Origin of the sequence: Escherichia sp. KTE159, assembly GCF_000408805.1 — a bacterium.
Classification (GTDB): domain Bacteria; phylum Pseudomonadota; class Gammaproteobacteria; order Enterobacterales; family Enterobacteriaceae; genus Escherichia; species Escherichia marmotae.
The window spans coordinates 47,077-73,157 of record NZ_KE137295.1 but is presented as its reverse complement, the minus strand read 5'-3'; the positions used below and the strand labels follow the sequence as shown (position 1 = coordinate 73,157).

Annotated in this window: 20 protein-coding genes and 1 pseudogene; 9 read left to right on the top strand and 12 right to left on the bottom strand. The window is 51.7% G+C overall.

Annotation, left to right across the window (positions count from 1 at the left end; all coding sequences use genetic code 11):
- Window positions 1-87: 87 nt before the first annotated feature.
- Together A31E_RS02735 and actP are read left to right on the top strand one after the other, a co-directional pair.
- Window positions 88-402: a DUF485 domain-containing protein gene (locus tag A31E_RS02735; RefSeq protein ID WP_001517575.1), complete on the top strand. Its 315-nt coding sequence runs from the start codon at window positions 88-90 to the stop codon at window positions 400-402.
- A complete protein-coding gene (actP, locus tag A31E_RS02740; protein WP_000832601.1) occupies window positions 399-2,048 on the top strand; it encodes a cation/acetate symporter ActP in 1,650 nt (549 codons plus the stop codon). The genes A31E_RS02735 and actP overlap by 4 nt, the downstream gene beginning before the upstream one ends.
- A gap of 97 nt (window positions 2,049-2,145) precedes the next feature.
- Here the strand turns inward: actP and A31E_RS02745 are convergent, their stop codons facing one another.
- The 3 genes from A31E_RS02745 to soxR form a co-directional block, all read right to left on the bottom strand.
- Window positions 2,146-3,795, bottom strand: coding sequence for a Na+/H+ antiporter (locus A31E_RS02745; protein ID WP_000402197.1), 1,650 nt, complete (start codon window positions 3,793-3,795; stop codon window positions 2,146-2,148).
- A 150-nt stretch (window positions 3,796-3,945) separates the two neighbouring features.
- The gene (gene ghxP / locus A31E_RS02750; protein WP_000106896.1) at window positions 3,946-5,295 is read right to left on the bottom strand and encodes a guanine/hypoxanthine transporter GhxP; all 1,350 of its coding nucleotides are present in this window, start codon (window positions 5,293-5,295) and stop codon (window positions 3,946-3,948) included.
- A gap of 544 nt (window positions 5,296-5,839) precedes the next feature.
- Window positions 5,840-6,304, bottom strand: a complete 465-nt coding sequence (gene soxR / locus A31E_RS02755; protein ID WP_000412428.1) for a redox-sensitive transcriptional activator SoxR — start codon at window positions 6,302-6,304, stop codon at window positions 5,840-5,842.
- Between the two features lie 85 nt (window positions 6,305-6,389).
- Here soxR and soxS point away from each other — a divergent pair, with 85 nt between their 5' ends.
- On the top strand, window positions 6,390-6,713 hold the full coding sequence (gene soxS / locus A31E_RS02760; protein ID WP_000019357.1) for a superoxide response transcriptional regulator SoxS: 324 nt from the start codon (window positions 6,390-6,392) through the stop codon (window positions 6,711-6,713).
- A gap of 3 nt (window positions 6,714-6,716) precedes the next feature.
- Here soxS and A31E_RS02765 read toward each other — a convergent pair.
- A pseudogene (locus tag A31E_RS02765) lies at window positions 6,717-8,302 on the bottom strand (EAL domain-containing protein).
- Window positions 8,303-8,749: 447 nt separating this feature from the next.
- On the opposite strand from A31E_RS02765, the gene A31E_RS02770 reads away from it, so the two are divergent.
- A complete protein-coding gene (locus A31E_RS02770; RefSeq protein WP_000224316.1) occupies window positions 8,750-9,031 on the top strand; it encodes a YjcB family protein in 282 nt (93 codons plus the stop codon).
- A gap of 98 nt (window positions 9,032-9,129) precedes the next feature.
- Here the strand turns inward: A31E_RS02770 and ssb1 are convergent, their stop codons facing one another.
- Window positions 9,130-9,666, bottom strand: a complete 537-nt coding sequence (gene ssb1, locus A31E_RS02775) for a single-stranded DNA-binding protein SSB1 (RefSeq protein WP_000168305.1) — start codon at window positions 9,664-9,666, stop codon at window positions 9,130-9,132.
- A gap of 250 nt (window positions 9,667-9,916) precedes the next feature.
- Here ssb1 and uvrA point away from each other — a divergent pair, with 250 nt between their 5' ends.
- A complete protein-coding gene (gene uvrA, locus A31E_RS02780; protein WP_000357769.1) occupies window positions 9,917-12,739 on the top strand; it encodes an excinuclease ABC subunit UvrA in 2,823 nt (940 codons plus the stop codon).
- A gap of 207 nt (window positions 12,740-12,946) precedes the next feature.
- Here the strand turns inward: uvrA and A31E_RS02785 are convergent, their stop codons facing one another.
- The 7 genes from A31E_RS02785 to A31E_RS02815 all read right to left on the bottom strand — a co-directional run bounded on the left by A31E_RS02785 (window position 12,947) and on the right by A31E_RS02815 (window position 19,866).
- The gene (locus tag A31E_RS02785) at window positions 12,947-13,303 is read right to left on the bottom strand and encodes an MmcQ/YjbR family DNA-binding protein (RefSeq protein ID WP_000155671.1); all 357 of its coding nucleotides are present in this window, start codon (window positions 13,301-13,303) and stop codon (window positions 12,947-12,949) included.
- Window positions 13,304-13,306: 3 nt separating this feature from the next.
- Complete coding sequence (locus tag A31E_RS02790; protein ID WP_000270380.1) at window positions 13,307-13,723, bottom strand: secondary thiamine-phosphate synthase enzyme YjbQ; 417 nt, start codon at window positions 13,721-13,723, stop codon at window positions 13,307-13,309.
- A 110-nt stretch (window positions 13,724-13,833) separates the two neighbouring features.
- The gene (gene aphA / locus A31E_RS02795; RefSeq protein WP_010377498.1) at window positions 13,834-14,547 is read right to left on the bottom strand and encodes an acid phosphatase AphA; all 714 of its coding nucleotides are present in this window, start codon (window positions 14,545-14,547) and stop codon (window positions 13,834-13,836) included.
- A gap of 229 nt (window positions 14,548-14,776) precedes the next feature.
- The gene (gene tyrB, locus A31E_RS02800; RefSeq protein WP_016249470.1) at window positions 14,777-15,970 is read right to left on the bottom strand and encodes an aromatic amino acid transaminase; all 1,194 of its coding nucleotides are present in this window, start codon (window positions 15,968-15,970) and stop codon (window positions 14,777-14,779) included.
- A gap of 241 nt (window positions 15,971-16,211) precedes the next feature.
- Window positions 16,212-17,291, bottom strand: a complete 1,080-nt coding sequence (gene alr, locus A31E_RS02805) for an alanine racemase (RefSeq protein ID WP_016249469.1) — start codon at window positions 17,289-17,291, stop codon at window positions 16,212-16,214.
- A 52-nt stretch (window positions 17,292-17,343) separates the two neighbouring features.
- Window positions 17,344-18,759, bottom strand: a complete 1,416-nt coding sequence (gene dnaB, locus A31E_RS02810; RefSeq protein ID WP_001517572.1) for a replicative DNA helicase — start codon at window positions 18,757-18,759, stop codon at window positions 17,344-17,346.
- Between the two features lie 72 nt (window positions 18,760-18,831).
- On the bottom strand, window positions 18,832-19,866 hold the full coding sequence (locus tag A31E_RS02815; RefSeq protein WP_001129779.1) for a LacI family DNA-binding transcriptional regulator: 1,035 nt from the start codon (window positions 19,864-19,866) through the stop codon (window positions 18,832-18,834).
- 254 nt (window positions 19,867-20,120) lie between these two features.
- Between A31E_RS02815 and A31E_RS02820 the strand changes: the two genes are divergently transcribed.
- The 4 genes from A31E_RS02820 to A31E_RS02835 all read left to right on the top strand — a co-directional run bounded on the left by A31E_RS02820 (window position 20,121) and on the right by A31E_RS02835 (window position 26,013).
- Window positions 20,121-21,692, top strand: coding sequence for an acyl CoA:acetate/3-ketoacid CoA transferase (locus A31E_RS02820; RefSeq protein WP_016249468.1), 1,572 nt, complete (start codon window positions 20,121-20,123; stop codon window positions 21,690-21,692).
- A complete protein-coding gene (locus A31E_RS02825) occupies window positions 21,685-22,464 on the top strand; it encodes an enoyl-CoA hydratase/isomerase family protein (protein WP_000064839.1) in 780 nt (259 codons plus the stop codon). Before A31E_RS02820 ends, A31E_RS02825 begins: the two co-directional genes overlap by 8 nt.
- 89 nt (window positions 22,465-22,553) lie before the next feature.
- Window positions 22,554-23,954 (top strand): MFS transporter, encoded by a 1,401-nt coding sequence (locus tag A31E_RS02830; protein ID WP_016249467.1) that lies wholly within the window; start codon window positions 22,554-22,556, stop codon window positions 23,952-23,954.
- The gene (locus tag A31E_RS02835) at window positions 23,944-26,013 is read left to right on the top strand and encodes an FAD-dependent oxidoreductase (RefSeq protein WP_016249466.1); all 2,070 of its coding nucleotides are present in this window, start codon (window positions 23,944-23,946) and stop codon (window positions 26,011-26,013) included. The genes A31E_RS02830 and A31E_RS02835 overlap by 11 nt, the downstream gene beginning before the upstream one ends.
- Window positions 26,014-26,081 lie beyond the last annotated feature (68 nt).

Here is a 26,081-nt window from a genome sequence, read left to right as displayed (position 1 = left end):
CAGGCTATGGGTTACCTGGGCGTTAACCCTCTCCCACAAGGGAGCGGGAATTAAAACAATCCCTACATTACCTCTGGAGAATCTGTGATGAATGGCACTATTTATCAGCGGATAGAAGACAATGCGCATTTCAGGGAGTTAGTCGAAAAACGGCAACGGTTTGCCACCATCCTGTCGATTATTATGCTGACAGTTTATATCAGCTTTATTTTACTGATTGCCTTTGCGCCTGGCTGGCTGGGCACTCCGCTGAATCCGAACACCAGCGTCACACGCGGTATTCCCGTTGGCGTCGGGGTGATTGTGATCTCCTTTGTTCTCACTGGTATCTACATCTGGCGGGCGAACGGCGAATTCGACCGCCTTAATAACGAAGTCCTGCATGAGGTACAAGCGTCATGAAAAGAGTTATGACGGCGCTTGCCGCCACACTCCCTTTCGCAGCGAACGCCGCGGATGCCATTAGCGGGGCCGTAGAACGCCAGCCAACAAACTGGCAGGCGATTATTATGTTCCTGATTTTCGTCGTGTTTACGCTTGGTATCACCTACTGGGCATCAAAACGCGTGCGTTCCCGTAACGACTACTACACCGCAGGCGGTAATATCACCGGCTTCCAGAACGGTCTGGCGATAGCCGGTGACTATATGTCTGCCGCCTCATTTTTGGGGATCTCCGCGCTGGTGTTTACCTCCGGTTATGACGGCCTGATCTACTCGTTGGGCTTCCTGGTAGGCTGGCCAATCATTCTGTTTCTGATTGCCGAACGTCTGCGTAACCTGGGTCGCTATACCTTTGCGGATGTCGCCTCATACCGTTTGAAACAAGGGCCAATCCGCATTCTTTCGGCCTGTGGGTCTCTGGTGGTGGTGGCGCTATATCTCATCGCCCAAATGGTTGGTGCGGGTAAACTGATCGAGCTGCTGTTCGGCCTTAACTATCACATCGCCGTGGTTCTGGTTGGCGTATTGATGATGATGTATGTCCTGTTTGGCGGCATGTTAGCAACCACCTGGGTACAGATTATCAAAGCCGTTTTGCTGCTGTTCGGTGCCAGCTTTATGGCCTTTATGGTGATGAAGCACGTCGGTTTTAGCTTCAACAATCTGTTCAGCGAAGCGATGGCAGTACACCCGAAAGGTGTCGACATCATGAAGCCGGGCGGGCTGGTAAAAGATCCAATCTCCGCACTCTCGCTGGGGCTGGGACTGATGTTTGGTACGGCAGGTCTGCCGCACATTCTGATGCGCTTCTTTACGGTTAGCGATGCTCGCGAAGCGCGTAAGAGCGTGTTCTACGCCACCGGCTTTATGGGTTACTTCTATATCCTGACCTTTATTATCGGCTTTGGTGCGATCATGCTGGTCGGTGCAAATCCGGAATATAAAGATGCGGCGGGCCATCTTATTGGCGGTAACAACATGGCGGCGGTTCACCTGGCCAATGCGGTGGGCGGCAACCTGTTCCTCGGCTTTATTTCAGCGGTTGCTTTCGCCACCATCCTCGCGGTGGTTGCAGGTCTGACGCTGGCAGGCGCATCGGCGGTTTCTCACGATCTGTACGCCAACGTCTTCAAAAAAGGCGCGACCGAACGTGAAGAGCTGCGGGTATCGAAAATCACCGTGCTGATTTTGGGTGTGATTGCGATTATCCTCGGCGTGTTGTTTGAGAATCAGAACATCGCCTTCATGGTGGGTCTGGCGTTTGCTATCGCCGCGAGCTGTAACTTCCCAATCATTCTGCTTTCCATGTACTGGTCGAAACTGACTACGCGTGGTGCGATGCTGGGCGGCTGGTTAGGCCTGATTACAGCGGTAGTGTTGATGATCCTCGGCCCAACGATTTGGGTGCAGATCCTCGGTCACGAAAAAGCCATCTTCCCGTATGAATACCCGGCGTTGTTCTCCATCTCCGTGGCATTCCTCGGTATCTGGTTCTTCTCGGCAACCGATAATTCAGCGGAAGGCGCGCGCGAGCGTGAACTGTTCCGTGCGCAATTTATCCGTTCCCAGACCGGCTTTGGCGTTGAGCAGGGCCGCGCGCATTAATCTCCGTTTGTCCCTGGTCGCCTGACCAACGGTAAAAAGGTGCGATGTACTGCACCTTTTTACCGATTGCGTCAGGCTATCTTACGCCGTCAGAGCGTTACTGATTTTCTTCAATTAACAACGCTTCCAGCAAATCAAGATCGTGCAATAATTTTTGCAGCGTTTCGTTGCTGATCTCCCGCGTGGCGCGCAGGTGGTACAGTTCAGCACGTTCAGAACGCAGTGCCGCCAGACGGAAGCGGCGTTCCAGGTCTTCTTCCAGGATTGAACTTTCAACATCATTACGCCCATCGGCGCGACGACGCAGGTTACCAATCACACGAGAACTCACCTCTGTGAGCAACTGGTTATCGATGTTCTCTTCGGTGTCCGCCGCCAGACGTTCTTCCATTTTCTGGATCGCCACAATCGCTACTTCAGCCGTTGCCGCGCGTGCAATGCGTTCCTCTTTCAACTGCTGGGAATGATCCGCGACTTCAATGTGTTGCAGCAAAATAGGCAACATCACTACACCAACAAACAGCGAGAAGAGAATCACGCCAGCCGCCAGGAACACCAGCTCATAACGCGCCGGGAAGACGTTACCATCCGGCAACAGCAGAGGAATGGAGAGCACACCGGCCAGAGTGATTGCCCCGCGCACCCCAGCGAAAGACGCGATCAGGATTTCTCGTGTGGTCCACGAACCAAACTCCATCGGCTTCTTCTTCAGGAAGCGGTTACTGAGCTTTTTCATCGTCCACAACCAGCCAAAACGAACCAGCATTAAGGCGACATAAATCAGCACGATATCGACAAAGAGCATCCAGACTTCGACGTTGGGGTCGATTTCCGCCGCCATCAGCGACGTCTCCAGAATGCCCGGCAATTGCAGGCCCAGCAGCAGGAACACCATACCGTTAAAGACAAATTCCAGCATCGCCCAGGTGCTGTTGGCACGCAGTCGCATCGCCAGCGGCGCACGGCGCATCACACCGGAGCGGGTGATGGTCATACCGGCGGCAACCGCTGCGAGGATGCCGGAAACGCCAATATGTTCGGCAATAAGATAAGAGGCGAACGGCAGCAGGAACAGCAGTACGATCTGCGTTGCCGGTTCATCACCGCCCCAGCGACTCAGGAAACGCAACGAGCGACCATACAGCCAGCTCACCGCAAAACCGGCGAGAATACCGCCAATTGCCACTTTCATAAATTCGACCGTCGCGCCGCCAACGGTGAAGATCATCGTCCCCATCGCGACTGCCACGGCAAACTTCAGCGACACCAGGCCGGAGGCGTCATTCATCAACGCTTCGCCCTGCAAGATACCCATAATTTTTTTCGGTATGCGCCCTTCTCCAACAATCCCGGAGAGCGCTACAGCATCGGTCGGAGAGAGCACCGCCGCCAGCGCAAAAGCGGGGATCAGCGGAATACCTGGCACCACCCAGTAAATAAGGAAGCCAATGCCGACCACGGTGACGACGACCAGCGCCAGCGCGAGACCGAAAATCTCCCGGCCATGCTCAAGAAATTCGCGGGTCGGCGTTTTCCAGCCATCCGCGAACAGCAACGGCGGGATAAATAAGACTAAAAAGAGTTCTGGGTCAAATTCCACATGCAAACCAAACGTCGGCCACGCCAGTAGCGCACCAATGGCGATTTGCATAAGCGGAAGCGGGATCTGAAAGGGCATGACACGAGTGACCACCCCGGACAGCGAGACCACGAGGGTCATTATCAGTATGGTGAAGAAGATTTCCATGCGTTCCCTGTTTGCGATGTTTTTTATGATTTGAGAAAGGTTTTATACCCGGATTCTCAGTTTTTCAGAATATCGCAAAAGCTCACACAATGTACGGAGAAAATAAAAACGGGCAGCAATTGCTACCCGTTTTCAGAATCTTATTAAAGATTAGATAGCCCAGCCACCCGCGTAGAAGGTGACCAGCGCCACGGCGATAACGACCGTACCAATGTTCAGCTTACGCCATTCGCCAGAGACCAGACGACCAATCACCAGAGTCGCGAAGCCGATCATGATGCCTGTTACGATGTTACAGGTCAGCACGATGAATACTGCCGTTACCAGACCCGCCATTGCATCGACAAAATCAGCAAAGTCGATTTTCGCCACGTTGCTCAGCATCAGCAGGCCAACGTACATCAGCGCCGGAGCCGTTGCGTAACCCGGAACAAGATAAGAGAGCGGAGAGAGGAACAGAATCAGCAGGAACAGCACGCCAACGGTGATAGCCGTCAGGCCGGTTTTACCGCCCGCCGCTGTACCCGCCGCAGACTCGATGTATACCGCAGCCGGTGCCGCGCCAACCAGGCCGGAGAAAACGCTACTCAGGGAGTCTGTAGTTAGTGCTTTACCACCGTCAATAATCTGCCCGTCTTTATCCAGCAGATTCGCCTGACCAGCAACTGCACGGATGGTTCCGGTAGCGTCAAAGACCGCCGTCATCACCAGCGCCAACACGCTCGGCAAGACCAGTGGGTTCAGTGCCCCCATAATGTCCAGGCTGCCAATTAGCGAATTGCCGTTCTCATCACTCAATGAAGGCATGGCAAAAACGCCGGAGAAATGGACATTAGGATCGAAGATCAGGCCCACAATCGAGATACCGATAATGGTCAGCAGAATGCCGCCCGGTACTTTCAGTTTTTCCAGGCCGATGATCACTGCCAGACCTACCAGCGACATAATCACCGGGAATGTCGCGAAATCACCCAGCGCAACCGGCAGACCATCAAGCGGGTTTTTAATCACCAGACCGACGCCGTTGGCAGCAATCAGCAGCAAAAACAGGCCGATACCAATCCCCGTGCCATGCGCCACGCCGTGCGGTAAGTTGCGCAAAATCCAGCTACGGATACCTGTTGCGGAAATAACCGTAAACAGCACCCCCATCAGGAACACAGCACCCAGCGCCACCGGAACACTGATATGTTGCCCCAGCACCAGGCTGAATGCGGTAAATGCAGTCAGGGAGATGGCGCAGCCGATAGCCAATGGTAGATTGGCCCACAACCCCATCGCGATAGAACCCATCCCGGCAACCAGACAAGTCGCAACAAAAACGGCCGCTGGCGGGAAGCCCGCTTTGCCCAACATGCCCGGAACGACGATAACCGAATAGACCATCGCCAGAAACGTTGTTAACCCGGCAACCACTTCCTGACGAACAGTGCTTCCACGTTGTGAAATTTTAAACCAGGCGTCGAGTGAACCGCCGGTACGCGCTGATGGCGTAGACATAAGAAAACATCCCCTGAGAGTTTATTTTTCGTCAAGATGCGTGGCGGACAATCCCCTGCCAGCGAAACGTTATCTTCCTGCTTCTGGTTTGCGACAATCGGGGTCGTCGCAAAAAGCAAACGTTTAGCTCCACGCATACAAAACGGGTGGTAAAAAAAAGCAAACGATTATCCGGCGATCATAGCGGCTTTTTCAACCGAAGTTTGCTGCTTTTTTCCCTTTTCTTGTATTGACGATGAAAAACCAGGCAACTGATGCGCAAACGTTATCGTCGATGCGCAAAATTACGGCATTTGTAGGCAACTTGTAGCAAAAGTTTGCGGTAAAAAATCACGCAAGATGACAAAAATATTGCGGCTAAAAAGGATCACTTTGCACTGGCGAAGAAACGGCGGTGGCATACAATTAAAGTATCAACACCAACCGGAACCTCCACCACGTGCTCGAATGAGGTGTGTTGACGTCGGGGGAAACCCTCCTGTGTACCAGCGGGATAGAGTGAAAGACAAAGGCCGGAAACAAACTAAAGCGCCCTTGTGGCGCTTTAGTTTTGTTCATCTTCCAGCAAACGCGCACCAGTACCTTCTTCGCCTAAGCGATCGCCAGGGTTACGCAACGGGCAGTCGCTACGCGAAAGGCAGCCGCAACCAATACAGCCGTCCAGTTCGTCACGCAACGCAACTAAGGTATGAATTCGCCGGTCCAGTTCTTCACGCCATTGTGATGAGAGTTGCTTCCACTCTTTCGCACTTAATGTATGCCCTTCGGGCAACACACCAAACGCTTCACCAATGGTCGCCAGCGGAATACCAATACGTTGAGCAATCTTGATGATGGCGACATATCGCAACACATCACGCTTATACCGCCGCTGATTGCCGCTGTTACGGATACTGGTAATCAAACCTTTGCTTTCATAGAAATGCAGCGCCGATACCGCCACTCCACTACGTTTCGCCACTTCGCCTGGAGTAAGCAAGGCTTTAATGCGGGGTAATTTCTTTTCCATAAATCGCTTTACCTCAAGTTAACTTGAGGAATTATACTCCCCAACAGATGAATTAACGAACTGAACACTGAAAAGAGGCAGATTTATGTCCCATCAGAAAATTATTCAGGATCTTATCGCATGGATTGACGAGCATATCGACCAGCCGCTGAACATTGATGTGGTGGCGAAAAAATCAGGTTATTCAAAGTGGTATTTACAGCGGATGTTCCGTACGGTGACACATCAGACGCTTGGCGATTACATTCGTCAACGCCGCCTGCTACTGGCTGCCGTTGAGTTGCGCACCACCGAACGCCCTATTTTTGATATCGCGATGGATCTGGGCTATGTCTCACAGCAGACCTTTTCCCGCGTTTTCCGTCGGCAGTTTGATCGCACTCCCAGCGATTATCGCCACCGGATCTAGGGTTTACTGCCCGCGCATGACGTCATGCGCGGGTACTGGCTCTGCCCATGCCATAAAAACCTGCGGCGGCATCGCCTTTGCAAAGTACCAACCCTGACAATAGCGCACGCCGCGTTTGCGCAGCCAGTTGACCTGATCCTCAGTTTCCACCCCTTCTGCAATCGTTTTTAGACCCAGACTGTGTGCCAGTTCGATAATGTGTTCTGCAATCAAATGGCTGGTTCTGTGCGTGGTTAGCGTCTCAACAAACGATTTATCGATTTTCAAGATATCGATATTCAATGAATTAAGATTATGCAAGTTGGAGTAGCCAATACCAAAATCATCGATCGCCACTTCGTAACCAGCCTGACGGAAAGCCAGAATAATCGGCGTCATTTTGGCGACATCAAGAAACGCATGTTCAGTGACTTCAAATTTAATTTGCTGCGGACGCACGGTAAATTGCTCGATTTTTTGATTGGTTAGGGCAATCACCCTTGAAGTATGAAAATCAGAGGCGGATAAGTTAACTGAAATAGAGAGTTCAGGATGTTTCGCCAGCCAGGCACCGAGATCGTCAAACACCCTATTAATGACATAATTGGTAACCTGCTCAATTAGCCCCTTTTGTTCCGCCAGTGGAATAAACTCCGCTGGCGTCATTACTTGTCCCTGAGTCCCCGGCCAACGTAGCAACGCCTCAGCGCCAATACATTTATTCGTTTTAATATCAACAATTGGCTGGTAATAGAGACAAAGTTGCCGTTTTTCGAGAGCACGTTGCAATTTACGCTCAGGAGACTGGTACTTCTGGTTTATACGCAACCAGAGTAAAAGCAGCACCAGGCTGCCCAAAATACCTGCCGGCAAGGCAAATACAAGGTGATTATAAAAATGCGAAAAAATACGCTGGTTTGAGGTTGCTACGATAGCGGCAATGGGACGTTTTGTTGAATGAACTATCGCATATAAATAACCATTCTGCTGTACGGTTATTTCCCTCTGATGAATCAATGGTGAAAAATTTTCTGCGGAGGCCTGTTTGCTTAAAGAGAAAAAGGTTTTCGTCACCGTATCATAAACCCCCCATTGCAGCGTCGGATCGTCAGACATCACCTCGCTCCAGAATAAAGGGTTAATTACCGCGACATAGTTTCCTCGCTGCATATAGGTCATTTTATAACCTGAGAAAAAAGGCGTATCACGGTAATAATAGATTGAGACATCAGGTTCACGCTTATAGTTTGCTGACGCCATCCTGTAGCCGTTAACGGGAACTATTAATGTTGAACATAAAAAAAGGTTATCGTGGGCATATATCAATTCGTTGATATAAAGATAACCGCGGATAATATTCAGCATTTGTTGTTGATGAATGGGAGTGCAAATTTGTCCCTGATAGCGTTCTGCATCGTCGCTCGCTAAATCTGCCTGCTGAATGACCAACTCGGATTTCTCCAGGGCTAACCGGGCAAAAGCACGAAGTTGATTATTCACTTCCGCTTTAGCCCAAAGGAGGGCAATCCATAGTGAAAGGATAACAGGAAGGAGTACCACAAAGATGATGCCCGGCACGCCAGCATCCTGCGTCGTGCACTTTGACTCATTTCTATCAATTCCCTGCCTGGTTATACCTGGTCATTGCAAAGTGAAAACCTTGACTACCGACGACGTTAGATAAATCTTACGGTATAAATAGCACTTTTGCCTGATTTGAAATTGATACCTTTATAATCGTTATTTGCATAAAAATAACTCGCTGATATCAAAAGAGCTTTGTTGGAAAAATGCAGGTCAGGCAGGAAATTACAATATTTCTTTATTGTACATTGCCTCGACATCACTGAATAAACCACATCATTAGTGCAGTAATAAAGTCGCGGCATAATCTGGCTAACAAACAACCAATTGTGATATAGTTCACGAAATTTATGAAACAGCAAAAGTGTTTCATTTTTGTGTTCTGAAAGCCCCGCGATAGCCAGAGTGTACCACGCCTCCCGTGAGAAATGCCGCGCTGTCCAGGGCCTGGCAATTTTCTGAGGAAATGTTTGATGGCTACCCTCACCACGGGCGTGGTTCTTCTTCGCTGGCAGCTTCTTAGCGCCATACTGATGTTTCTGGCTAGTACGCTCAACATCCGTTTTCGGCGGTCTGATTATATCGGGCTGGCAGTGATCAGTAGTGGTCTGGGCGTTGTTTCCGCCTGCTGGTTCGCGATGGGACTGCTCGGAATCACAATGATGGATATTGCCGCAATCTGGCACAATATTGAGTCGGTAATAGTGGAAACCACAAATCAGGCACCGCCACAATGGCCAATGATTTTGGTGTGATATGCAGAAGCCTCCATATGGAGGCTTCTTTTTTTATCCCTGGCAGATGCGTTAATCACCTACCTTAAAACAATATAATCTATTGTTTTAAAACAAAATCAGAATGGGATATCGTCATCGAAATCCATCGGCGGCTCGTTAGACGGCGCTGCCGGAGCGGACTGCTGCGGGCGAGACTGCGCGCCGCCGCTGAACTGATTGCCACCCTGCGGCTGCTGAGGTTGACCCCAACCGCCCTGCGGCTGACCGCCCCCGATGTTACCGCCTGCCGGAGCGCCACCACCCTGACGACCACCCAGCATCTGCATGGTGCCGCCAACGTTCACCACGACTTCTGTGGTGTAGCGATCCTGACCGGATTGGTCGGTCCATTTGCGGGTACGCAACTGACCTTCGATATAAACCTGGGAACCTTTACGCAGATATTCACTGGCCACTTCCGCCAGTTTGCCGAACAGCACAACGCGGTGCCATTCAGTCTGCTCTTTCATCTCGCCGGTCGCTTTATCACGCCAGGATTCGGAAGTAGCCAGCGTAATGTTGGCAACTGCGCCACCATTTGGCATGTAGCGTACTTCCGGGTCCTGGCCCAGATTACCAACGAGAATAACCTTATTTACGCCTCTGCTGGCCATGTTCGTGTCTCCTGAAAAAAACGGTCTAATAAGTGTAAACGCGCGATTGTAGCATTACCAATAGCGGTTTTACCACGATGTGACCTCGGTTCCGGGAAACAAACATGGTCCGACATTGTTACACAGCACTCCGGATTCTGCATTCCAATACTGTATATTCATTCAGGTCGATTTGTGTCATAATTAACCGTTTGTGATCGCCGGTAGCGCCATGCCGCCGGGCAAAAAGTGTTTAATCCGGGAAAGGTGAATGGATAAGATCGAAGTTCGGGGCGCCCGCACCCATAATCTCAAAAATATCAACCTCGTTATCCCCCGCGACAAACTGATTGTCGTTACCGGGCTTTCGGGTTCTGGCAAATCCTCGCTCGCTTTCGACACCTTATATGCCGAAGGGCAGCGTCGTTACGTTGAATCCCTTTCCGCCTACGCGCGGCAGTTTCTGTCACTGATGGAAAAGCCGGATGTCGACCATATCGAGGGGCTTTCACCCGCCATCTCGATTGAACAGAAATCGACGTCCCACAACCCGCGCTCCACGGTGGGGACAATCACCGAAATCCACGACTATTTGCGTCTGCTGTACGCTCGCGTCGGTGAGCCGCGCTGCCCGGATCACGATGTCCCGCTGGCGGCGCAAACCGTCAGCCAGATGGTAGACAACGTCCTGTCGCAGCCGGAAGGCAAACGTCTGATGCTACTCGCGCCAATCATTAAAGAGCGCAAAGGCGAACACACTAAAACGCTGGAGAATCTGGCGAGTCAGGGTTACATCCGCGCACGTATTGATGGCGAAGTCTGCGATCTTTCCGATCCGCCGAAACTGGAACTGCAAAAGAAACACACGATTGAAGTGGTAGTTGATCGTTTCAAAGTGCGTGACGATCTTACCCAACGCCTGGCGGAGTCATTTGAAACGGCGCTGGAGCTTTCCGGCGGTACGGCGGTGGTTGCCGATATGGACAATCCGAAAGCGGAAGAGCTGCTCTTTTCCGCCAACTTCGCCTGTCCGATTTGCGGCTACAGTATGCGCGAACTGGAACCGCGTCTGTTTTCGTTCAACAACCCGGCGGGCGCCTGCCCGACCTGTGACGGCCTCGGCGTTCAACAATATTTCGATCCTGACCGAGTGATCCAAAATCCGGAACTATCGCTGGCGGGCGGCGCGATCCGCGGCTGGGATCGCCGTAATTTTTATTACTTCCAGATGCTGAAATCACTGGCAGACCACTATAAGTTCGACGTCGAAGCGCCGTGGGGCAGCCTGAGTGCGAATGTGCATAAAGTGGTGCTTTACGGTTCTGGCAAGGAAAATATCGAATTCAAATACATGAACGATCGTGGCGATACGTCTATCCGCCGCCATCCGTTCGAAGGCGTGCTGCACAATATGGAGCGCCGTTATAAAGAAACGGAATCCAGCGCGGTACGCGAAGAGTTAGCCAAGTTTATCAGCAATCGTCCGTGCGCCAGTTGTGAAGGGACGCGTCTGCGCCGTGAAGCACGCCACGTTTATGTTGAGAATACACCGCTGCCTGCCATCTCTGACATGAGCATCGGCCATGCGATGGAGTTCTTCAACAATCTCAAACTCGCCGGGCAACGCGCGAAGATTGCGGAAAAAATCCTTAAAGAGATTGGCGACCGCCTGAAATTCCTCGTTAACGTCGGGCTGAACTACCTGACACTTTCCCGCTCGGCAGAAACCCTTTCCGGCGGTGAAGCCCAGCGTATCCGTCTGGCAAGCCAGATTGGCGCAGGGCTGGTTGGCGTGATGTACGTGCTGGATGAACCGTCTATCGGCCTGCATCAGCGCGATAACGAACGCCTGCTGGGTACGCTTATCCACCTGCGCGATCTCGGTAATACCGTGATTGTGGTGGAGCACGACGAAGACGCTATTCGCGCGGCTGACCATGTCATCGACATTGGCCCGGGCGCAGGTGTACACGGTGGTGAAGTGGTCGCGGAAGGTCCGCTGGAAGCGATTATGGCAGTTCCGGAGTCGTTAACCGGCCAGTACATGAGCGGTAAACGCAAAATTGAAGTGCCGAAGAAACGCGTACCCGCAGATCCGGAAAAAGTGCTGAAACTGACAGGCGCGCGCGGCAACAACCTGAAAGATGTGACACTGACGCTGCCGGTAGGTCTGTTTACCTGCATCACCGGGGTTTCAGGTTCTGGTAAATCGACGCTGATTAACGACACGCTGTTCCCGATTGCCCAACGCCAGTTGAATGGCGCAACAATTGCTGAACCTGCACCCTATCGCGATATTCAGGGGTTGGAGCATTTCGACAAAGTCATCGATATCGACCAAAGCCCAATTGGTCGTACTCCGCGTTCCAACCCGGCGACCTATACCGGCGTGTTTACGCCTGTACGCGAATTGTTTGCGGGCGTACCGGAATCCCGTGCGCGCGGTTATACGCCTGGACGGTTCAGCTTTAACGTCCGTGGTGGGCGCTGCGAAGCCTGTCAGGGCGATGGTGTAATCAAAGTGGAAATGCACTTCCTGCCGGATATTTACGTGCCGTGCGACCAGTGCAAAGGTAAACGTTATAACCGCGAAACGCTGGAGATTAAGTACAAAGGTAAAACCATCCACGAAGTGCTGGATATGACCATCGAAGAAGCGCGTGAGTTCTTTGATGCTGTGCCCGCACTGGCGCGTAAACTGCAAACGCTGATGGATGTTGGTCTGACGTACATCCGTCTCGGGCAGTCCGCAACCACGCTTTCCGGTGGTGAGGCCCAGCGTGTGAAGCTGGCGCGTGAATTGTCAAAACGCGGCACCGGGCAGACGCTGTATATTCTCGATGAACCGACCACCGGTCTGCACTTTGCCGATATTCAGCAACTGCTCGACGTTCTGCATAAACTGCGCGATCAGGGCAATACCATTGTGGTGATTGAGCACAATCTCGACGTGATCAAAACCGCTGACTGGATTGTTGATCTGGGGCCAGAAGGTGGCAGCGGCGGCGGTGAGATCCTCGTCTCCGGCACGCCAGAAACCGTCGCAGAGTGTGAAGCATCGCATACAGCGCGCTTCCTCAAGCCAATGCTGTAATCGTTAAGGCCGCTTTCTGAGCGCCCTCAGATTATTGACAAAGTGCGCTTTGTTCTTGCCGGATGCGGCGTGAACGCCTTATCCGGCCTACAAAAACATGCAATTTCAATATATTGCAGGGATTACGTAGGCCTGATAAGCGTAGCGCATCAGGCAATTTTGTGTTTGTCATCATTCTCAGGCCGCTTGCTGAACGGTCTTTTCCTTTCAGAGTTGCACCAGCAATTTACGTTTTTCTTCCGGCAGCAAATTCACCGCCTGCTGATACGACGCATCGACCAGATAATAGATTTGCGAATCCGGCAGCGAGCCATCGAGATAAACAGTGCTCCAGTGCGCTTTGTTCAGATGTCGGCTGGGGCGAACATCACTGTGCTGCTGACGCAGAAGATCCGCCAATTCCGGGCTGGTTTTCAGCGAAACCGCTGGGCGATTTTCCACCTCTTTCACCATCGCAAACAGCACATCTTCAACTTTGATTTGCGTTGCTTTCCAGTCACTATGCACACTCTGTTCTGCGCCTGGTTTTGCCATGCAATATTGTAGCAACTCCGAAATAGTCATTTTTTACTCCCCTTGTAGTGTCGCGATGATGCGACGCGATCCGCCGTGGATGCGATGTTCCCCCAGCCAGATCCCCTGCCAGGTGCCGGTCTGAATACGCCCTTTATGCACTGGCAATACGAGCGATACCCCCAGCATTGAGGATTTGATATGAGAAGGCATATCGTCTGCTCCTTCATAGTCATGCTCATAGCTACCGTTATCGGGAACCGCACGGAGGAAAAAACGCTCCATGTCATGGCGTACAGTGGGGTCGCAATTCTCATTAAGTGTCAGAGAGGCGGAGGTGTGTTGCAGCAACAGGTGCAGTAAACCAACATTAACACGCGGCATATCAGCCAGTTGATTCAGAATTTCATCCGTTACCAGATGGAATCCACGAGATTTGGCGCTAAGCGTGAGCGTTTTTTGATACCACATGTGCTGCTCCTTGATAAAACTCTCTTAATCAGTTTGCAGCAAGACAGCGAAAGGATAAAGGTTTGATTAAAAAAACAGCATTCGGGAGAGTGTCATACTCTCCCGCTCTGTCAGTATTCTGAATTGACGATCACCTCTTCGCCAAAAGCACCCGCTTGTGGCAAGGGTTTGTAGGTAGAGTTGGAGGCTCGCAGAATACGGATACCACGAATGCCAACATCACGCGCGGCAGTGATATCGTTATCAGAATCACCATAAAACATTCGGATATTTTTATCCTGCAACCACTGCGTTTTTGTGTTTTGTCCTGGTTTATCGCCCGCAAAAATGACCGGGTTCATACTGGTTGCCGGGATATGAAAGTCATCAGCTAATGTTTTTGAAACCGTTTCTGTTTTCGTTGGGCTACGGCCAGTCACAAAGAAGATAGCGTCGCCGCGGCGGACATGTATATCAATTAGCTGACGTGCAACCTCTTTTGGAATGCTGAATTCATCCCAACCGTTGTTCATCTTTTCCCAGAAGGCCGGGTTTTTCAGATAATCTTCGCTTTCTGGCGAGAATATTTTCTTGCCGCGCCAGAATCCGGGGCTGGAAAACAGAACCGTGTCATCAATATCGAACCCAACCGCCATTGGTGGACGCCCTGCGAGGCTATTTTCAATTTGTGCGACCGATACCCAATGGACAGGTGCCTGTTCAGCAAGTCTGGCAACGTTAGTGCCGGGATTAAGCGGTGAAGGTGAAGAGGCCAGTGCAACAGCGGAACTGTTTAGAGCGAACAATAAGCAAACGGCACTCAATGCCTGTGTGATCTTGCGCATATTTTTCCCTAAATAGTCAGTAAGTTGAAACTTTTTATTGTGATATTTGTTGAAAAAACCATCTGACCATAACGCCAGCAGTGTGAGAAAGGAAGGATTATCTGCGGCTTTTGTGAAGAAAGGGAGCAGGATCACATGAGACCAGCCCATGTTTGTTAATATTTAATAACTTAATGTATTTCCATAGAATACTAGAGCAGGCGGCTATTCAACCGCCTGCTGGCGAACCTTACATCACCGCAGCAAATGCCTTTGCCACACGCTGCACGTTTGCAGAGTTAAGCCCCGCCACGCACATACGCCCGCTGGCGATCAGGTAAACACCAAACTCTTCACGCAGTCGGTCAACCTGGGCGGCGCTTAAACCGGTATAGCTGAACATACCGCGTTGCTTAAGCAGATAATCGAAATTACGCCCCGGCATCTCAGTACTCAGCACCTGCACCAGTTGCTGACGCATTGCCAGAATACGGGTACGCATTTCTTCTACTTCTGCCAGCCAGTTGGCTTTCAACGCCTCATCATTCAGCACCGTTGCCACCACCTGCGCACCAAAATTCGGCGGACTGGAGTAAATACGGCGCACAGTGGCTTTCAATTGCCCCAGCACGCGGCCTGCGGCTTCGGCATCTTCACACACTACCGAAAGACCGCCGACACGTTCGCCGTACAGCGAGAAAATTTTCGAGAATGAATTGCTCACCAGAGCGGGCAATCCGGCACTGGCAATGGCGCGAATGGCGTAGGCATCCTCGTCCATACCAGCACCAAATCCTTGATAGGCGATATCAAGGAATGGGATAAGCTCACGTGTCTTGAGGATTTCAATCACCGCATCCCACTGGTCATTGTTGAGATCGGCGCCTGTTGGGTTATGGCAACACGGATGCAACAGCACAATACTGCGGGCGGGCAGTGTTTTCAGCGTCGCCAGCAAGTCGCTAAAACGCACACCGTTGGTCGCTTCGTCATACCAGGGGTAAGTGCTCACTTCGAATCCAGCACCGGCGAATATTGCTACGTGGTTTTCCCAGGTAGGATCGCTGACCCAGACGCCTGATTCAGGGAAATAGCGTTTCAGGAAGTCAGCACCCACTTTTAATGCCCCCGAGCCGCCGAGGGTTTGAATGGTCGCCACACGCTGTTGTTGCAACACCGGATGGTCCGCACCGAACAACAGCGGCGCAAGAGCATGGCGATAGCTGTTAAGCCCTTCCATCGGCAAATAAAGCGAAGCGCCGTGAGGCTGCGCATTCAGGCGCGCTTCCGCTTCTGCGACGGCTTTTAGTTGCGGGATAATCCCGTCTTCGTTGTAGTACAGGCCGATACTTAAATTCACTTTGTCGCCGCGAGGATCTTCTTTAAAACGCTCCATAAGCGAAAGAATCGGGTCGCCAGCGTAGGCGTCAACTTTTTGAAACACGCGATGGTTCTCCAGGTTTACAGGCAGGTGGTTAAAACACAATAAACCGGAAGATGGGGAAGATCGAGAGGATGTTTAGCAATGAGCGGCAATTAATAACGTAGCGCGGCTGATGAAAAACGCAAAACCTCCAGTGGCAAAACGACAAGAGTGTATCAATTTATTGAATTTACATTGCGTTGCTGGCCGGATAAGGCTTTCACACCACACCCGGCACAGACAATCAAATATTGCTGAACAATTAATCGACGTATTTCATCGCCACCCTTGACGTCAGGCGCGTGATAAGTTCGTAAGCACTTACTTTTGTCATTGCAGCGATTCGCTCAACTGGCAGACCTTCACCCCACAGAATCACCGGATCACCCGCTTTATCCTGCGCCTCTGGGCCTAAGTCTACGCAGATCATATCCATCGCAACTCGCCCGACGATTAGCACTTCGCGGCCATTGACCAGCACTGGCGTACCGGACGGAGCTGCGCGAGGGTAGCCATCGCCATAACCCATCGCCACAACGCCAAGACGGGTATCACGTTCGCTGATCCATGTTCCGCCATAACCTACAGGCTCCCCGGCTTTATGCCCACGCACAGCGATCAGACTGGAGGTCAGAGACATCACTGGCTGGCAACCGAAATCAGCACCGGTGGAGCCATCTTCCAGCGGCGATACACCGTAAAGAATGATGCCGGGGCGCACCCAGTCAAAATGCGACTGTGGCCATAACAAGATTCCACCCGATGCGGCGATTGAACGCTTGCCGGGCCTGCCTTCGCAAAAGGTATTGAAGATATCGAGTTGTTTCTCAGTCGCGCCGCATTTTGGCTCATCAGCGCGAGCAAAGTGGCTGACAATATTCACCGGCTGACGGACGTTTTTGCATTGCGTAAGTCGTTGATAAAACGCCTCAGCTTGTTCCGGTAACACGCCCAGTCGGTGCATACCGGTGTCGAGTTTCATCCAGACGGTAACTGGCTCCTCCAGATTAGCCTCTTCCAGAGCAGCAAGCTGTTCTTCGTTATGCACGGCGGTATGCAGATGTTCAGCGGAGATCGTCGACAAATCGTCTGCTTCAAAAAAACCTTCCAGTAACAAAATAGGTTGCGTGATGCCCCCCGCTCTAAGCCGCAGAGCTTCTTCGAGACGGGCGACGCCAAAAGCGTCAGCATCGGGGAGCGTTCGCGCGGTCTCAATCAGACCGTGACCGTAGGCGTTCGCTTTCACCACCGCAACCAGTTTACTGGCAGGTGCCAGTTCACGCAGACGTTGCAGGTTGTGTCGCAGAGCGCGGCGGTTAATCACAACAGTTGCCGCTTGCATTTGTGTTCCTTGATAAGTGTTTGCTTTAATTACCTGATTTATAAAATAATTATTACTCGTCGTCGTATTGCGGCCCTGCGTAATTATCAAAGCGCGACCATTGACCGTTAAAGGTCAGCCGTACCGTCCCGATTGGGCCGTTACGTTGTTTACCGATAATAATTTCCGCGATGCCTTTTAAATCACTGTTTTCGTGATAAACCTCATCACGATAGATAAACATGATCAAGTCCGCATCCTGCTCGATGGAGCCGGATTCACGTAGGTCAGAGTTGACCGGGCGTTTGTCGGCACGTTGTTCCAGAGAGCGGTTCAACTGCGAGAGTGCCACCACCGGCACGTTCAGCTCTTTTGCCAGCGCTTTTAGCGAGCGGGAGATTTCTGCAATTTCCAGCGTACGGTTATCGGAAAGCGCCGGTACGCGCATCAATTGCAGGTAGTCGATCATGATAAGCCCGATGCCGCCGTGCTCACGGGCAATACGGCGCGCGCGGGAGCGCACTTCCGTTGGCGTCAGGCCGGAGGAATCATCGATATAGATATTACGTTTTTCGAGCAAAATGCCCATCGTGCCGGAAATGCGCGCCCAGTCTTCATCATCAAGCTGCCCGGTACGGATTTTGGTCTGGTCAACACGTGACAGTGACGCCAGAGAACGCATCATAATCTGTTCTGATGGCATCTCCAGCGAGAAGATCAATACCGGTTTATCCTGCAACATCGCCGCATTTTCAACGAGGTTCATCGCAAATGTCGTTTTACCCATCGACGGACGTGCCGCGACGATGATCAAATCCGACGGCTGCAAACCCGCGGTTTTTTTGTTGAGATCGTCGTAGCCGGTATTAACACCGGTTACACCATCGTGCGGCTGCTGGAAAAGTTGCTCAATACGCGCCACCGTGGCGTCGAGCACATCAGCGATGTTCTTCGGTCCTTCGTCTTTATTGGCACGACTTTCGGCAATTTTAAAGACGCGAGACTCAGCAAGGTCGAGCAGGTCTTCACTGGTGCGTCCTTGCGGATCAAAACCGGCTTCGGCAATCTCATTAGCAACCGAGATCATCTCACGGACAACGGCACGTTCGCGCACGATGTCGGCATATGCACTGATGTTTGCCGCACTTGGCGTATTTTTTGACAGTTCCGCCAGATAGGCAAAACCACCAACGCTGTCGAGTTGCCCCTGGCGCTCCAGCGATTCTGCCAGGGTGATCAGGTCGATGGGGCTACCGCTTTCCTGCAAACGCGCCATTTCGGTAAAGATATGACGGTGCGGACGGGTGTAGAAATCGTCTGCCACCACACGCTCGGCCACATCATCCCAGCGTTCGTTATCCAGCATTAAACCGCCCAACACCGACTGCTCCGCTTCGATCGAGTGCGGAGGCACTTTCAGCCCGGCAACTTGTGGATCGCGTTCGCGGGGTTCAGTTTGTTGTTTGTTGAAGGGTTTATTGCCTGCCATAACGAATGGTGTTACCTGATGTTGAACGGGGGACAAGAGAGTATAGCGAGAAACGGTTTCTCGCTACAGCATTTAACGCCCCTGCTTTCCGGTGGAAGCGCGAATTTGCAGGGTTGGGCGATAAACGTAATGGCTGAGCGGCGCATCAGGTTGCGCGATACGCCGTAGAATTTGCTGCGCCGCTTGTTTCCCCAGCGCCAGTGGTTCTACCGCAATGGTGGTTAACGGCGGGTTACTGTAAGCGCAAGCCGCCACGCCGTCATTACCAATCAGCGAAATATCTTTTCCGGCAAGCACCCCTCTTTCGCCTAACGCCGATTCCGCGCCAAAAGCCATGAGATCGTTATAACAAATTACTGCTGTCGGTGGCGAAGGCATATCTAACAGTTGTTGCATCAACTGGTAGCCGTTGGCCTGAGTCGGTTCAGCACGCAGCGAAAAAGCATCAGTACTCCACGGTTGTAAACCATGATGGTTCATCGCCTCCAGATATCCCTGATAACGCATATGGTGCGTAAGCCCCCCAATAAACACGATGTCCCGGTGTCCTTGTTGAATGAGATATTCCGTAGCTTCCCGGACACCTGCGTGGCTGTCCACGCCAACGTAATCGACGGGCAATTGTTGCCAGTCCAGAGGGCGCATCGTGATTAATAAGGGTGTGGAACTGTTGGCATAACGCTGTAAATCGGCTTCTGAGGTGCTGTTTACTGGACAGAGGACAATGCCCGCGACGTGGTGTTCCAGCAAGGTATCAAGTACCTGTTTTTGCCGATCGCTACGCTGGGAGGTATTGGACATTACGGTGATAAAACCGTGCTCCGCCAGCGTCATCTCAAGGCCCATTGTAAATTCAGCGAAGAAAGGGTTGGTCAAATCATCAATCACCACGCCGATAGTCAGTGATTTTTGCGAACGTAGATTGGCGGCAAAACGGTTATAGACATAGCCTAATTGCTCAATGGCTTGTTGGACTTTTTGTTGAGTCTCTTTTTTGATCAACGGACTGTCGTTGAGTACCAGCGACACGGTCGATTTCGAAACGCCAGCCGCACGTGCAACATCGGTTAATGTTACCCGCTTTCTTCCTGTATCCGACTTCGCCATGACTACTCCAATCCCCCATAAGATCAAGGCATTTACTTTATCATAATCTCCTTTTGCTCATGCGATCCGTTACCCCCGGGATCGCAGGAGATCGTCGTTTCGATCACAGATTCACACTTCGCTTATTGTTTTTTTTGCACACCAATCGTACAAATTACGCATAAATTAGATCGTTCCAATTAATTTATAATCACTATTACATTGTTATACATGCATATTTTTAATTATTTTTATATCGAAATAAGGAAATTATTATGTGCTCTGTACGCACGATCACTGCATCGGAAGCTGCAGATTTGATTGCTGATGGCGCAGTTGTCACCGTCTCCTCCTCCAGTGGAATGGGTTGCCCGGATGTCGTGCTGGCGGCAATAGGTGAACGCTTTCAACGTGCCGGATATCCGCAAAACATCACTACCATCCACCCTATCGCTGCAGGTGATATGTATGGCGTAAAAGGTGTCGATCATCTGGCGCAACCGGGCTTACTGGCAAAAGTGATCGCAGGCTCCTACCCCTCCGGGCCATCATCAATGACGCCTCCGTTAATCTGGCAAATGATCAATGACAACGCGATCCCCGCCTGGAATCTGCCTTCCGGGATCTTATTTGATATGCACCGGGAAGCCGCGGCTCATCGCCCTGGCGTGCTGACACAAACAGGTATGGATACTTATGTAGATCCCCTGTTGCAGGGCGGTGCAATGAATGAAAAAGCGGCGCAACAATCTCTGGTTGAACGTGTTCGATTTGCTAACGACGACTGGCTGTTTTTCCCCAGTATCGTGCCCCAGGTGGCTATCATTCGCGCTACTACTGCCGATGAACGCGGCAATCTGACTTATGAACATGAAGGGGCTTATCTTGGGCCACTGGAACAAGCCACCGCCGTTCGCAATAACGGTGGAATCGTAATTGCGCAAGTAAAACGGCAGGTTGCTGCCGGAAGCCTGAAACCAAAAGAGGTGCGTATTCCTGGTGTATTGGTGGATTACATCGTAATTGCACCGGAACAAACACAAACCACGCAAACGCAATACGAACCTGCTATTTCCGGCGAAATCAGTCGTCCGCTGTCAGACTTTAGTTATATGGAACATAGCCCGGCGCGGGTTATTGCCCAGCGAGTCGCGCAAGAACTACAACGTGGTGATGCGGTAAATATTGGCTTTGGTATTTCTGCCAACGTGCCGCGTATTTTGCTGGAACAAGGTCGCCACGGTGACGTCACCTGGCTGCTGGAACAAGGGGCGATTGGCGGAGTTCCACTGCTGGAATTTCAGTTCGGCTGCGCTTCTAATGCGGAAGCATTTTTGCCCTCTCCCCAGCAATTCACCTATTTCCAGGGCGGTGGCTTTGATCTCACTCTGATGTCATTTTTACAAATCGGCGCAGATGGCTCAGTAAACGTCTCGCATCTGCCCGCTCATCCACATGTGACTGCCGGATGCGGTGGTTTTATTGATATCACTTCACATGCGAAGCGGATTATTTTCTCTGGCTTTTTCAATGCGGGTGCACAGCTACAACTGGAAGATGGCCAACTACGTATCATTAAAGAAGGCAAAGCCAAAAAACTGGTGCAAGAAGTCGCCCACGTGACGTTCTCTGGCAAACGCGCGATGGCGCGAGGTCAACAAGTGCAATACATCACTGAACGCTGCGTGTTGGAATTAACACCAGACGGGTTACTGGTCACGGAAATTGCCCCGGGTATTGAGCCTGAACGCGACATTCTCTCCCAAAGCGATGCCCCACTCCGTCTGGCAGACGATCTCAAGTTAATGAATCCCCTCTATTTTCAACAAGGAAGTGACCATGAGTAACGGCACCATTGACCTCCTGCGCAACGATTTCGTTGCCACACTGGTGATTAACCGCCCGGCGAAACTCAACGCATTAACTCCGGAGATGCTTGAACAGCTACTAACACATTGCCATACGCTGGAAACTGATTCGGAGATCCGCGTGGTACTACTGACCAGTGCCAGTGAAAAAGCATTTTGTGTCGGCGCGGATATTCATCGCTGGTCCTCTCTTTCTGCGCTCGATATGTGGCGCAACTGGATCCGTCGCGGTCATCAGGCATTTGACGCACTGGCACAACTGCCACAGCCCGTAATTGCTCTGATGCACGGCCTCGCCTATGGCGGTGGCCTGGAACTGGCTGCTACCGCCGATATCCGTATTTGTAGCGACGAAGCACGGATGGCGCTACCAGAAACCGGGCTGGCGACAGTGCCTGGCTGGTCAGGTACTCAGCGGCTGACGGCACTGATTGGGCGCTCACTGGTGAAAGAATTGATATTTACGGGCGAACCACTGGATGCGCAACGTGCACTGTCCTGCGGACTGGTAAATCGTGTTGTCGCCAGAGAAGCGTTACACGATGCCGGGCAGCAACTGGCACAACGTATTGCCCAGCGCGCTCCCATTGCTGTGCAGCTAGCCAAACAGGTTATTGATGCCGGTGAAGGTATTGCCGTGGCCTCAACGCTTGAAGCACTGGCTGGCGCTTTTTCCTCCACTACTCAAGATGCTCGTGAAGGCAGTCAGGCATTTGCCGAGAAGCGTCAACCGAACTTTAGCGCCCGATAACTTAACGTTTCATTTTGGATTTTAACAACAACGCAGAATCCCATTGATTTTGGGCGGATCTCTTTTATCCGTCTGAAAGGAGATACATCATGCAACCTACACAACTAGCTGAAAAAACGAATGTTTCATCAGCAGATCTGCGTCGCGCGGCGTGGACCTGCTCTCTCGGCAGCGCACTGGAATACTACGATTTCGCACTTTACAGCCTGGCCTCCGCCATTATTTTTGGGCCACTCTTTTTTCCTAATCAGGAACCGGGAATGGCGCTTATCGCCAGTTTTGGTACTTACTTTCTCGGGTTTGCCGTCAGACCGGTAGGCGGCATTCTCTTCGGCTCATTAGGTGATCGTCTGGGACGTAAATTTGTCCTGCTCGCAACGGTGTTGTTAATGGGGATCGCCAGCACGTTGATTGGGGTTTTACCCACCTACGAAACAGCAGGGATCTGGGCACCGATCATGCTTATCGCATTACGCCTGTTACAAGGGCTTGGCGCGGGTGCGGAACAGGCTGGAGCGGCTGTACTGATGACCGAATATGCCCCCAACGGCAAACGGGGTTATTACGCTGCGCTGCCGTTCCTTGGTATTCAGATTGGTACGTTTATGGCATCTGCCGTTTACTTCATCCTGCTCCACAATGTGACAAATCTTGCCGAAACCTGGTGGTGGCGTCTGCCCTTCCTCTCCAGCGTGGTGATTATCGCGGTGGCCATTTATATTCGTCTGCATCTTAAAGAGTCACCGTCATTCGCCAAACTTGAAGCTCGCCAACAAGTTACAGAATCACCTTTACGCAATTTGCTGAAAACGTCACGCCGCAACGTCTTCGTGGGGATTGGTTTGCGACTGGCAGAAAACGGCGGCTCTTCGATTTATCAGGCTTTAGCTATTAGCTATATCGTTGGTGTGGTTGGGCTGGATAAATCGGTCGGCACACTGTGTCTAATGTCCGCGGTGGTGGTAGGCGCAATTATGGTGCCCGTTGCTGGTTGGCTGACAGACCGCTTCGGCAGGGTTATTGTCTATCGCAGCCTGGCAATTTTTCAGCTATTGATCACCTTTCCGGTATGGTGGTCTTTCAGCCACGGCAATGTTCCGGTCACGATTGTCTCTCTTTCTCTGGCGTTGGGTGTTGGGGCATGGGGGATGTTCGGCGCTCAGGGCGCTTTCCTGCCGGAATTGTTTGGTGCCCGCCATCGTTATATTGGCGTAGCACTGGCAAGGGAAGTTTCTGCAGTTATCGCGGGGGGGATCGCCCCGCTGGTTGGCTCAGCCATCATCTCCTGGGTAATTCACACCAACGATCCAAGCGGTATTGCCGCCTGGATGCCAATTGCGATTTACCTCAGTCTGTTGACCGTTGGCACGATCATTGCGACCTTTTTTGCGCCAGAAACACGCGATCGTGATCTTGATGATCTGGCCGATGCAAGCGTGATCACCGTCTCCCGACGCAATCAAACTACGGGGTCATACCATGACGCATAATGTCTCTGAATCCATTATCGATTCCCTGATAGACGTGAAAATGCCCCATTACGCACCGCTGGCTCAGACCAGCGGGTATATCGACCTCAACGGTTCACTATTGCCAGAGTACCTTTGCAACACTCTGGTTTTGGGAAGCGGTGCCGCCGGGTGGCGTGCCGCAGTTGAGCTCAAGCGACAGAATGTCGATGTGATGGTAGCCTCCAGCAAAGCCTTCTGGGGCACTTCCGCCTGTTCTGGTTCTGATAAACAAACGCTTCACACCGCCAATACTCGTGCAAATGGTGACCATTTTCTGGCATTAAGTGACTCTCTGGCGGCGGGCGGTTCGATGGATTATGACACTGCATATGTTGAGGCCGTCGGATCAGTGAACACCTGTGAAGTACTGAAATATCTGGGTCTGGATCTGCCAGAAGATCTCTTTGGCGCAACGTTGCGTTATCAAACCGATCACGATGAGTTTGGCCGCGCAACCAGTTGCGGCCCACGCACATCGCGCCTGATGGTTAAGGTGCTGGCTCAGGAGGCAATGCGCCTTAATATCCCTCTTTGCGATCACACAACAGCGATTCGTATCCTGACCAGTGATGAAGGAGAAAATAGACGAGTCGCAGGGGTGATCGCAATCGATAAAGCCTGTCGGGATAATCCCTGGCGAATGGTAGTGATTCGCTGCCAACATCTGGTTTTAGCCACGGGCGGGCCTGGTGAACTTTATCGTGACAGTGTCTATCCGGTGAACTGCTTTAGTGCGTTGGGCATGGCACTGGAAGCAGGTATAACCCTGGTGAATCTTACGGAAAGTCAGTTTGGTATCGGTACACCGCGCAGCCAGTTTCCGTGGAATCTTTCCGGTACTTACATGCAAGCAATGCCGCGCATCTACTCGCAGGACCACTCCGGACGTCAGTATAATTTTCTGGCAGCTTATTACCCCACGACTCGTATGCTGGCCTCCGCTATATTTCGCAAAGGTTACCAATGGCCGTTTCACGCGGAACGAATGCTGAAATATGGCTCCAGCCTGCTAGATGTCGCGGTATATGAGGAGACACAAAAAGGGCGCGATGTTTTCCTCGATTTTCTGCAGGAACCGGCCCCCGCAGCGGACGGAACGCCATTCAACCTGCAGGAACTGGATGATGATGTCATCGGCTATCTGCAAGAAAATCACGCTCTGTTGGCGCAACCACTGGCGCGATTAACACAGATGAATCCACTGGCTCTTCGTTTGTATCAGATGCATGGTCATGACCTGACTGCCTCACCACTAAAATTTACGTTAAACAATCAACATCTTAATGGCGGAATTGATGTTGATATTTGGGGGCGTACCTCGCTAATTGGTTGTTATGCTGTCGGAGAAAATGCCGGAACACATGGTGTCACGCGCCCTGGTGGATCAGCGCTCAATGCCGGGCAAGTTTTCGCCCGCCGCTGTGCATTGCATATTGCTCATCAGAAAAGCCAAAACCTCCCTCTCGAGAGGCAACAAATTCTCAGTACGATTAACGAGGCGCAACAGTACCTGAATCAAGGACTGCTGCGCGACGACGTGCGAGAAGCGATACAAAATACCATGAGCCACCATGCCGCAATTTTGTGTCATACACAGGAGATCAACGCTGCCGCGCAAACCATAGCAACACTCTGTGAAGATATTCGCCGGGAAGGTATTCAAAGCGATGAAAACAGCCTCGCCCAATCTTTCCAGTGGCGGCAAAGTGCGCAACTGGCGCTGGCGGTACTACGCTCTTTACAATGCTATATCGAAAACGGTGGAGGAAGTCGTGGTGCCAGAGCGATCTATGATGGTGAAGCCGGTATCGCACCGCAAACACCCGGTGGGCCACTCCTGACCTGGCGTTTTCGACCTGAAAATCAGGATGCCCGGCAATTTATGATTTGTGTTTGTCTGGATGCTAATAGTTACCAAACCTGGACTCGCCCGTGCCGTGAGCGAGGCGTATTAACGCTAACCAACTTTGAGCACCAGTGGCAAAACTGGATTTTGGCGACGCTGTTTCATACTGACCAGAGATATTCCGGGTTGTGACCGCAGACCGGAAAAAATCCCCGCGTGGCCTGGCGACTACTGTTAGGCTTAAAACAGATATGTCGCTC

Excerpts from the sequence above, each read along its gene's own strand:
- A31E_RS02735 (WP_001517575.1), top strand. The coding sequence starts at position 88 with ATGAATGGCACTATTTATCAGCGGATAGAAGACAATGCGCATTTCAGG.
- actP (WP_000832601.1), top strand. The coding sequence starts at position 399 with ATGAAAAGAGTTATGACGGCGCTTGCCGCCACACTCCCTTTCGCAGCG.
- A31E_RS02745 (WP_000402197.1), bottom strand. The coding sequence starts at position 3,795 with ATGGAAATCTTCTTCACCATACTGATAATGACCCTCGTGGTCTCGCTG.
- ghxP (WP_000106896.1), bottom strand. The coding sequence starts at position 5,295 with ATGTCTACGCCATCAGCGCGTACCGGCGGTTCACTCGACGCCTGGTTT.
- soxR (WP_000412428.1), bottom strand. The coding sequence starts at position 6,304 with ATGGAAAAGAAATTACCCCGCATTAAAGCCTTGCTTACTCCAGGCGAA.
- soxS (WP_000019357.1), top strand. The coding sequence starts at position 6,390 with ATGTCCCATCAGAAAATTATTCAGGATCTTATCGCATGGATTGACGAG.
- A31E_RS02770 (WP_000224316.1), top strand. The coding sequence starts at position 8,750 with ATGGCTACCCTCACCACGGGCGTGGTTCTTCTTCGCTGGCAGCTTCTT.
- ssb1 (WP_000168305.1), bottom strand. The coding sequence starts at position 9,666 with ATGGCCAGCAGAGGCGTAAATAAGGTTATTCTCGTTGGTAATCTGGGC.
- uvrA (WP_000357769.1), top strand. The coding sequence starts at position 9,917 with ATGGATAAGATCGAAGTTCGGGGCGCCCGCACCCATAATCTCAAAAAT.
- A31E_RS02785 (WP_000155671.1), bottom strand. The coding sequence starts at position 13,303 with ATGACTATTTCGGAGTTGCTACAATATTGCATGGCAAAACCAGGCGCA.
- A31E_RS02790 (WP_000270380.1), bottom strand. The coding sequence starts at position 13,723 with ATGTGGTATCAAAAAACGCTCACGCTTAGCGCCAAATCTCGTGGATTC.
- aphA (WP_010377498.1), bottom strand. The coding sequence starts at position 14,547 with ATGCGCAAGATCACACAGGCATTGAGTGCCGTTTGCTTATTGTTCGCT.
- alr (WP_016249469.1), bottom strand. The coding sequence starts at position 17,291 with ATGCAAGCGGCAACTGTTGTGATTAACCGCCGCGCTCTGCGACACAAC.
- dnaB (WP_001517572.1), bottom strand. The coding sequence starts at position 18,759 with ATGGCAGGCAATAAACCCTTCAACAAACAACAAACTGAACCCCGCGAA.
- A31E_RS02815 (WP_001129779.1), bottom strand. The coding sequence starts at position 19,866 with ATGGCGAAGTCGGATACAGGAAGAAAGCGGGTAACATTAACCGATGTT.
- A31E_RS02820 (WP_016249468.1), top strand. The coding sequence starts at position 20,121 with ATGTGCTCTGTACGCACGATCACTGCATCGGAAGCTGCAGATTTGATT.
- A31E_RS02825 (WP_000064839.1), top strand. The coding sequence starts at position 21,685 with ATGAGTAACGGCACCATTGACCTCCTGCGCAACGATTTCGTTGCCACA.
- A31E_RS02830 (WP_016249467.1), top strand. The coding sequence starts at position 22,554 with ATGCAACCTACACAACTAGCTGAAAAAACGAATGTTTCATCAGCAGAT.
- A31E_RS02835 (WP_016249466.1), top strand. The coding sequence starts at position 23,944 with ATGACGCATAATGTCTCTGAATCCATTATCGATTCCCTGATAGACGTG.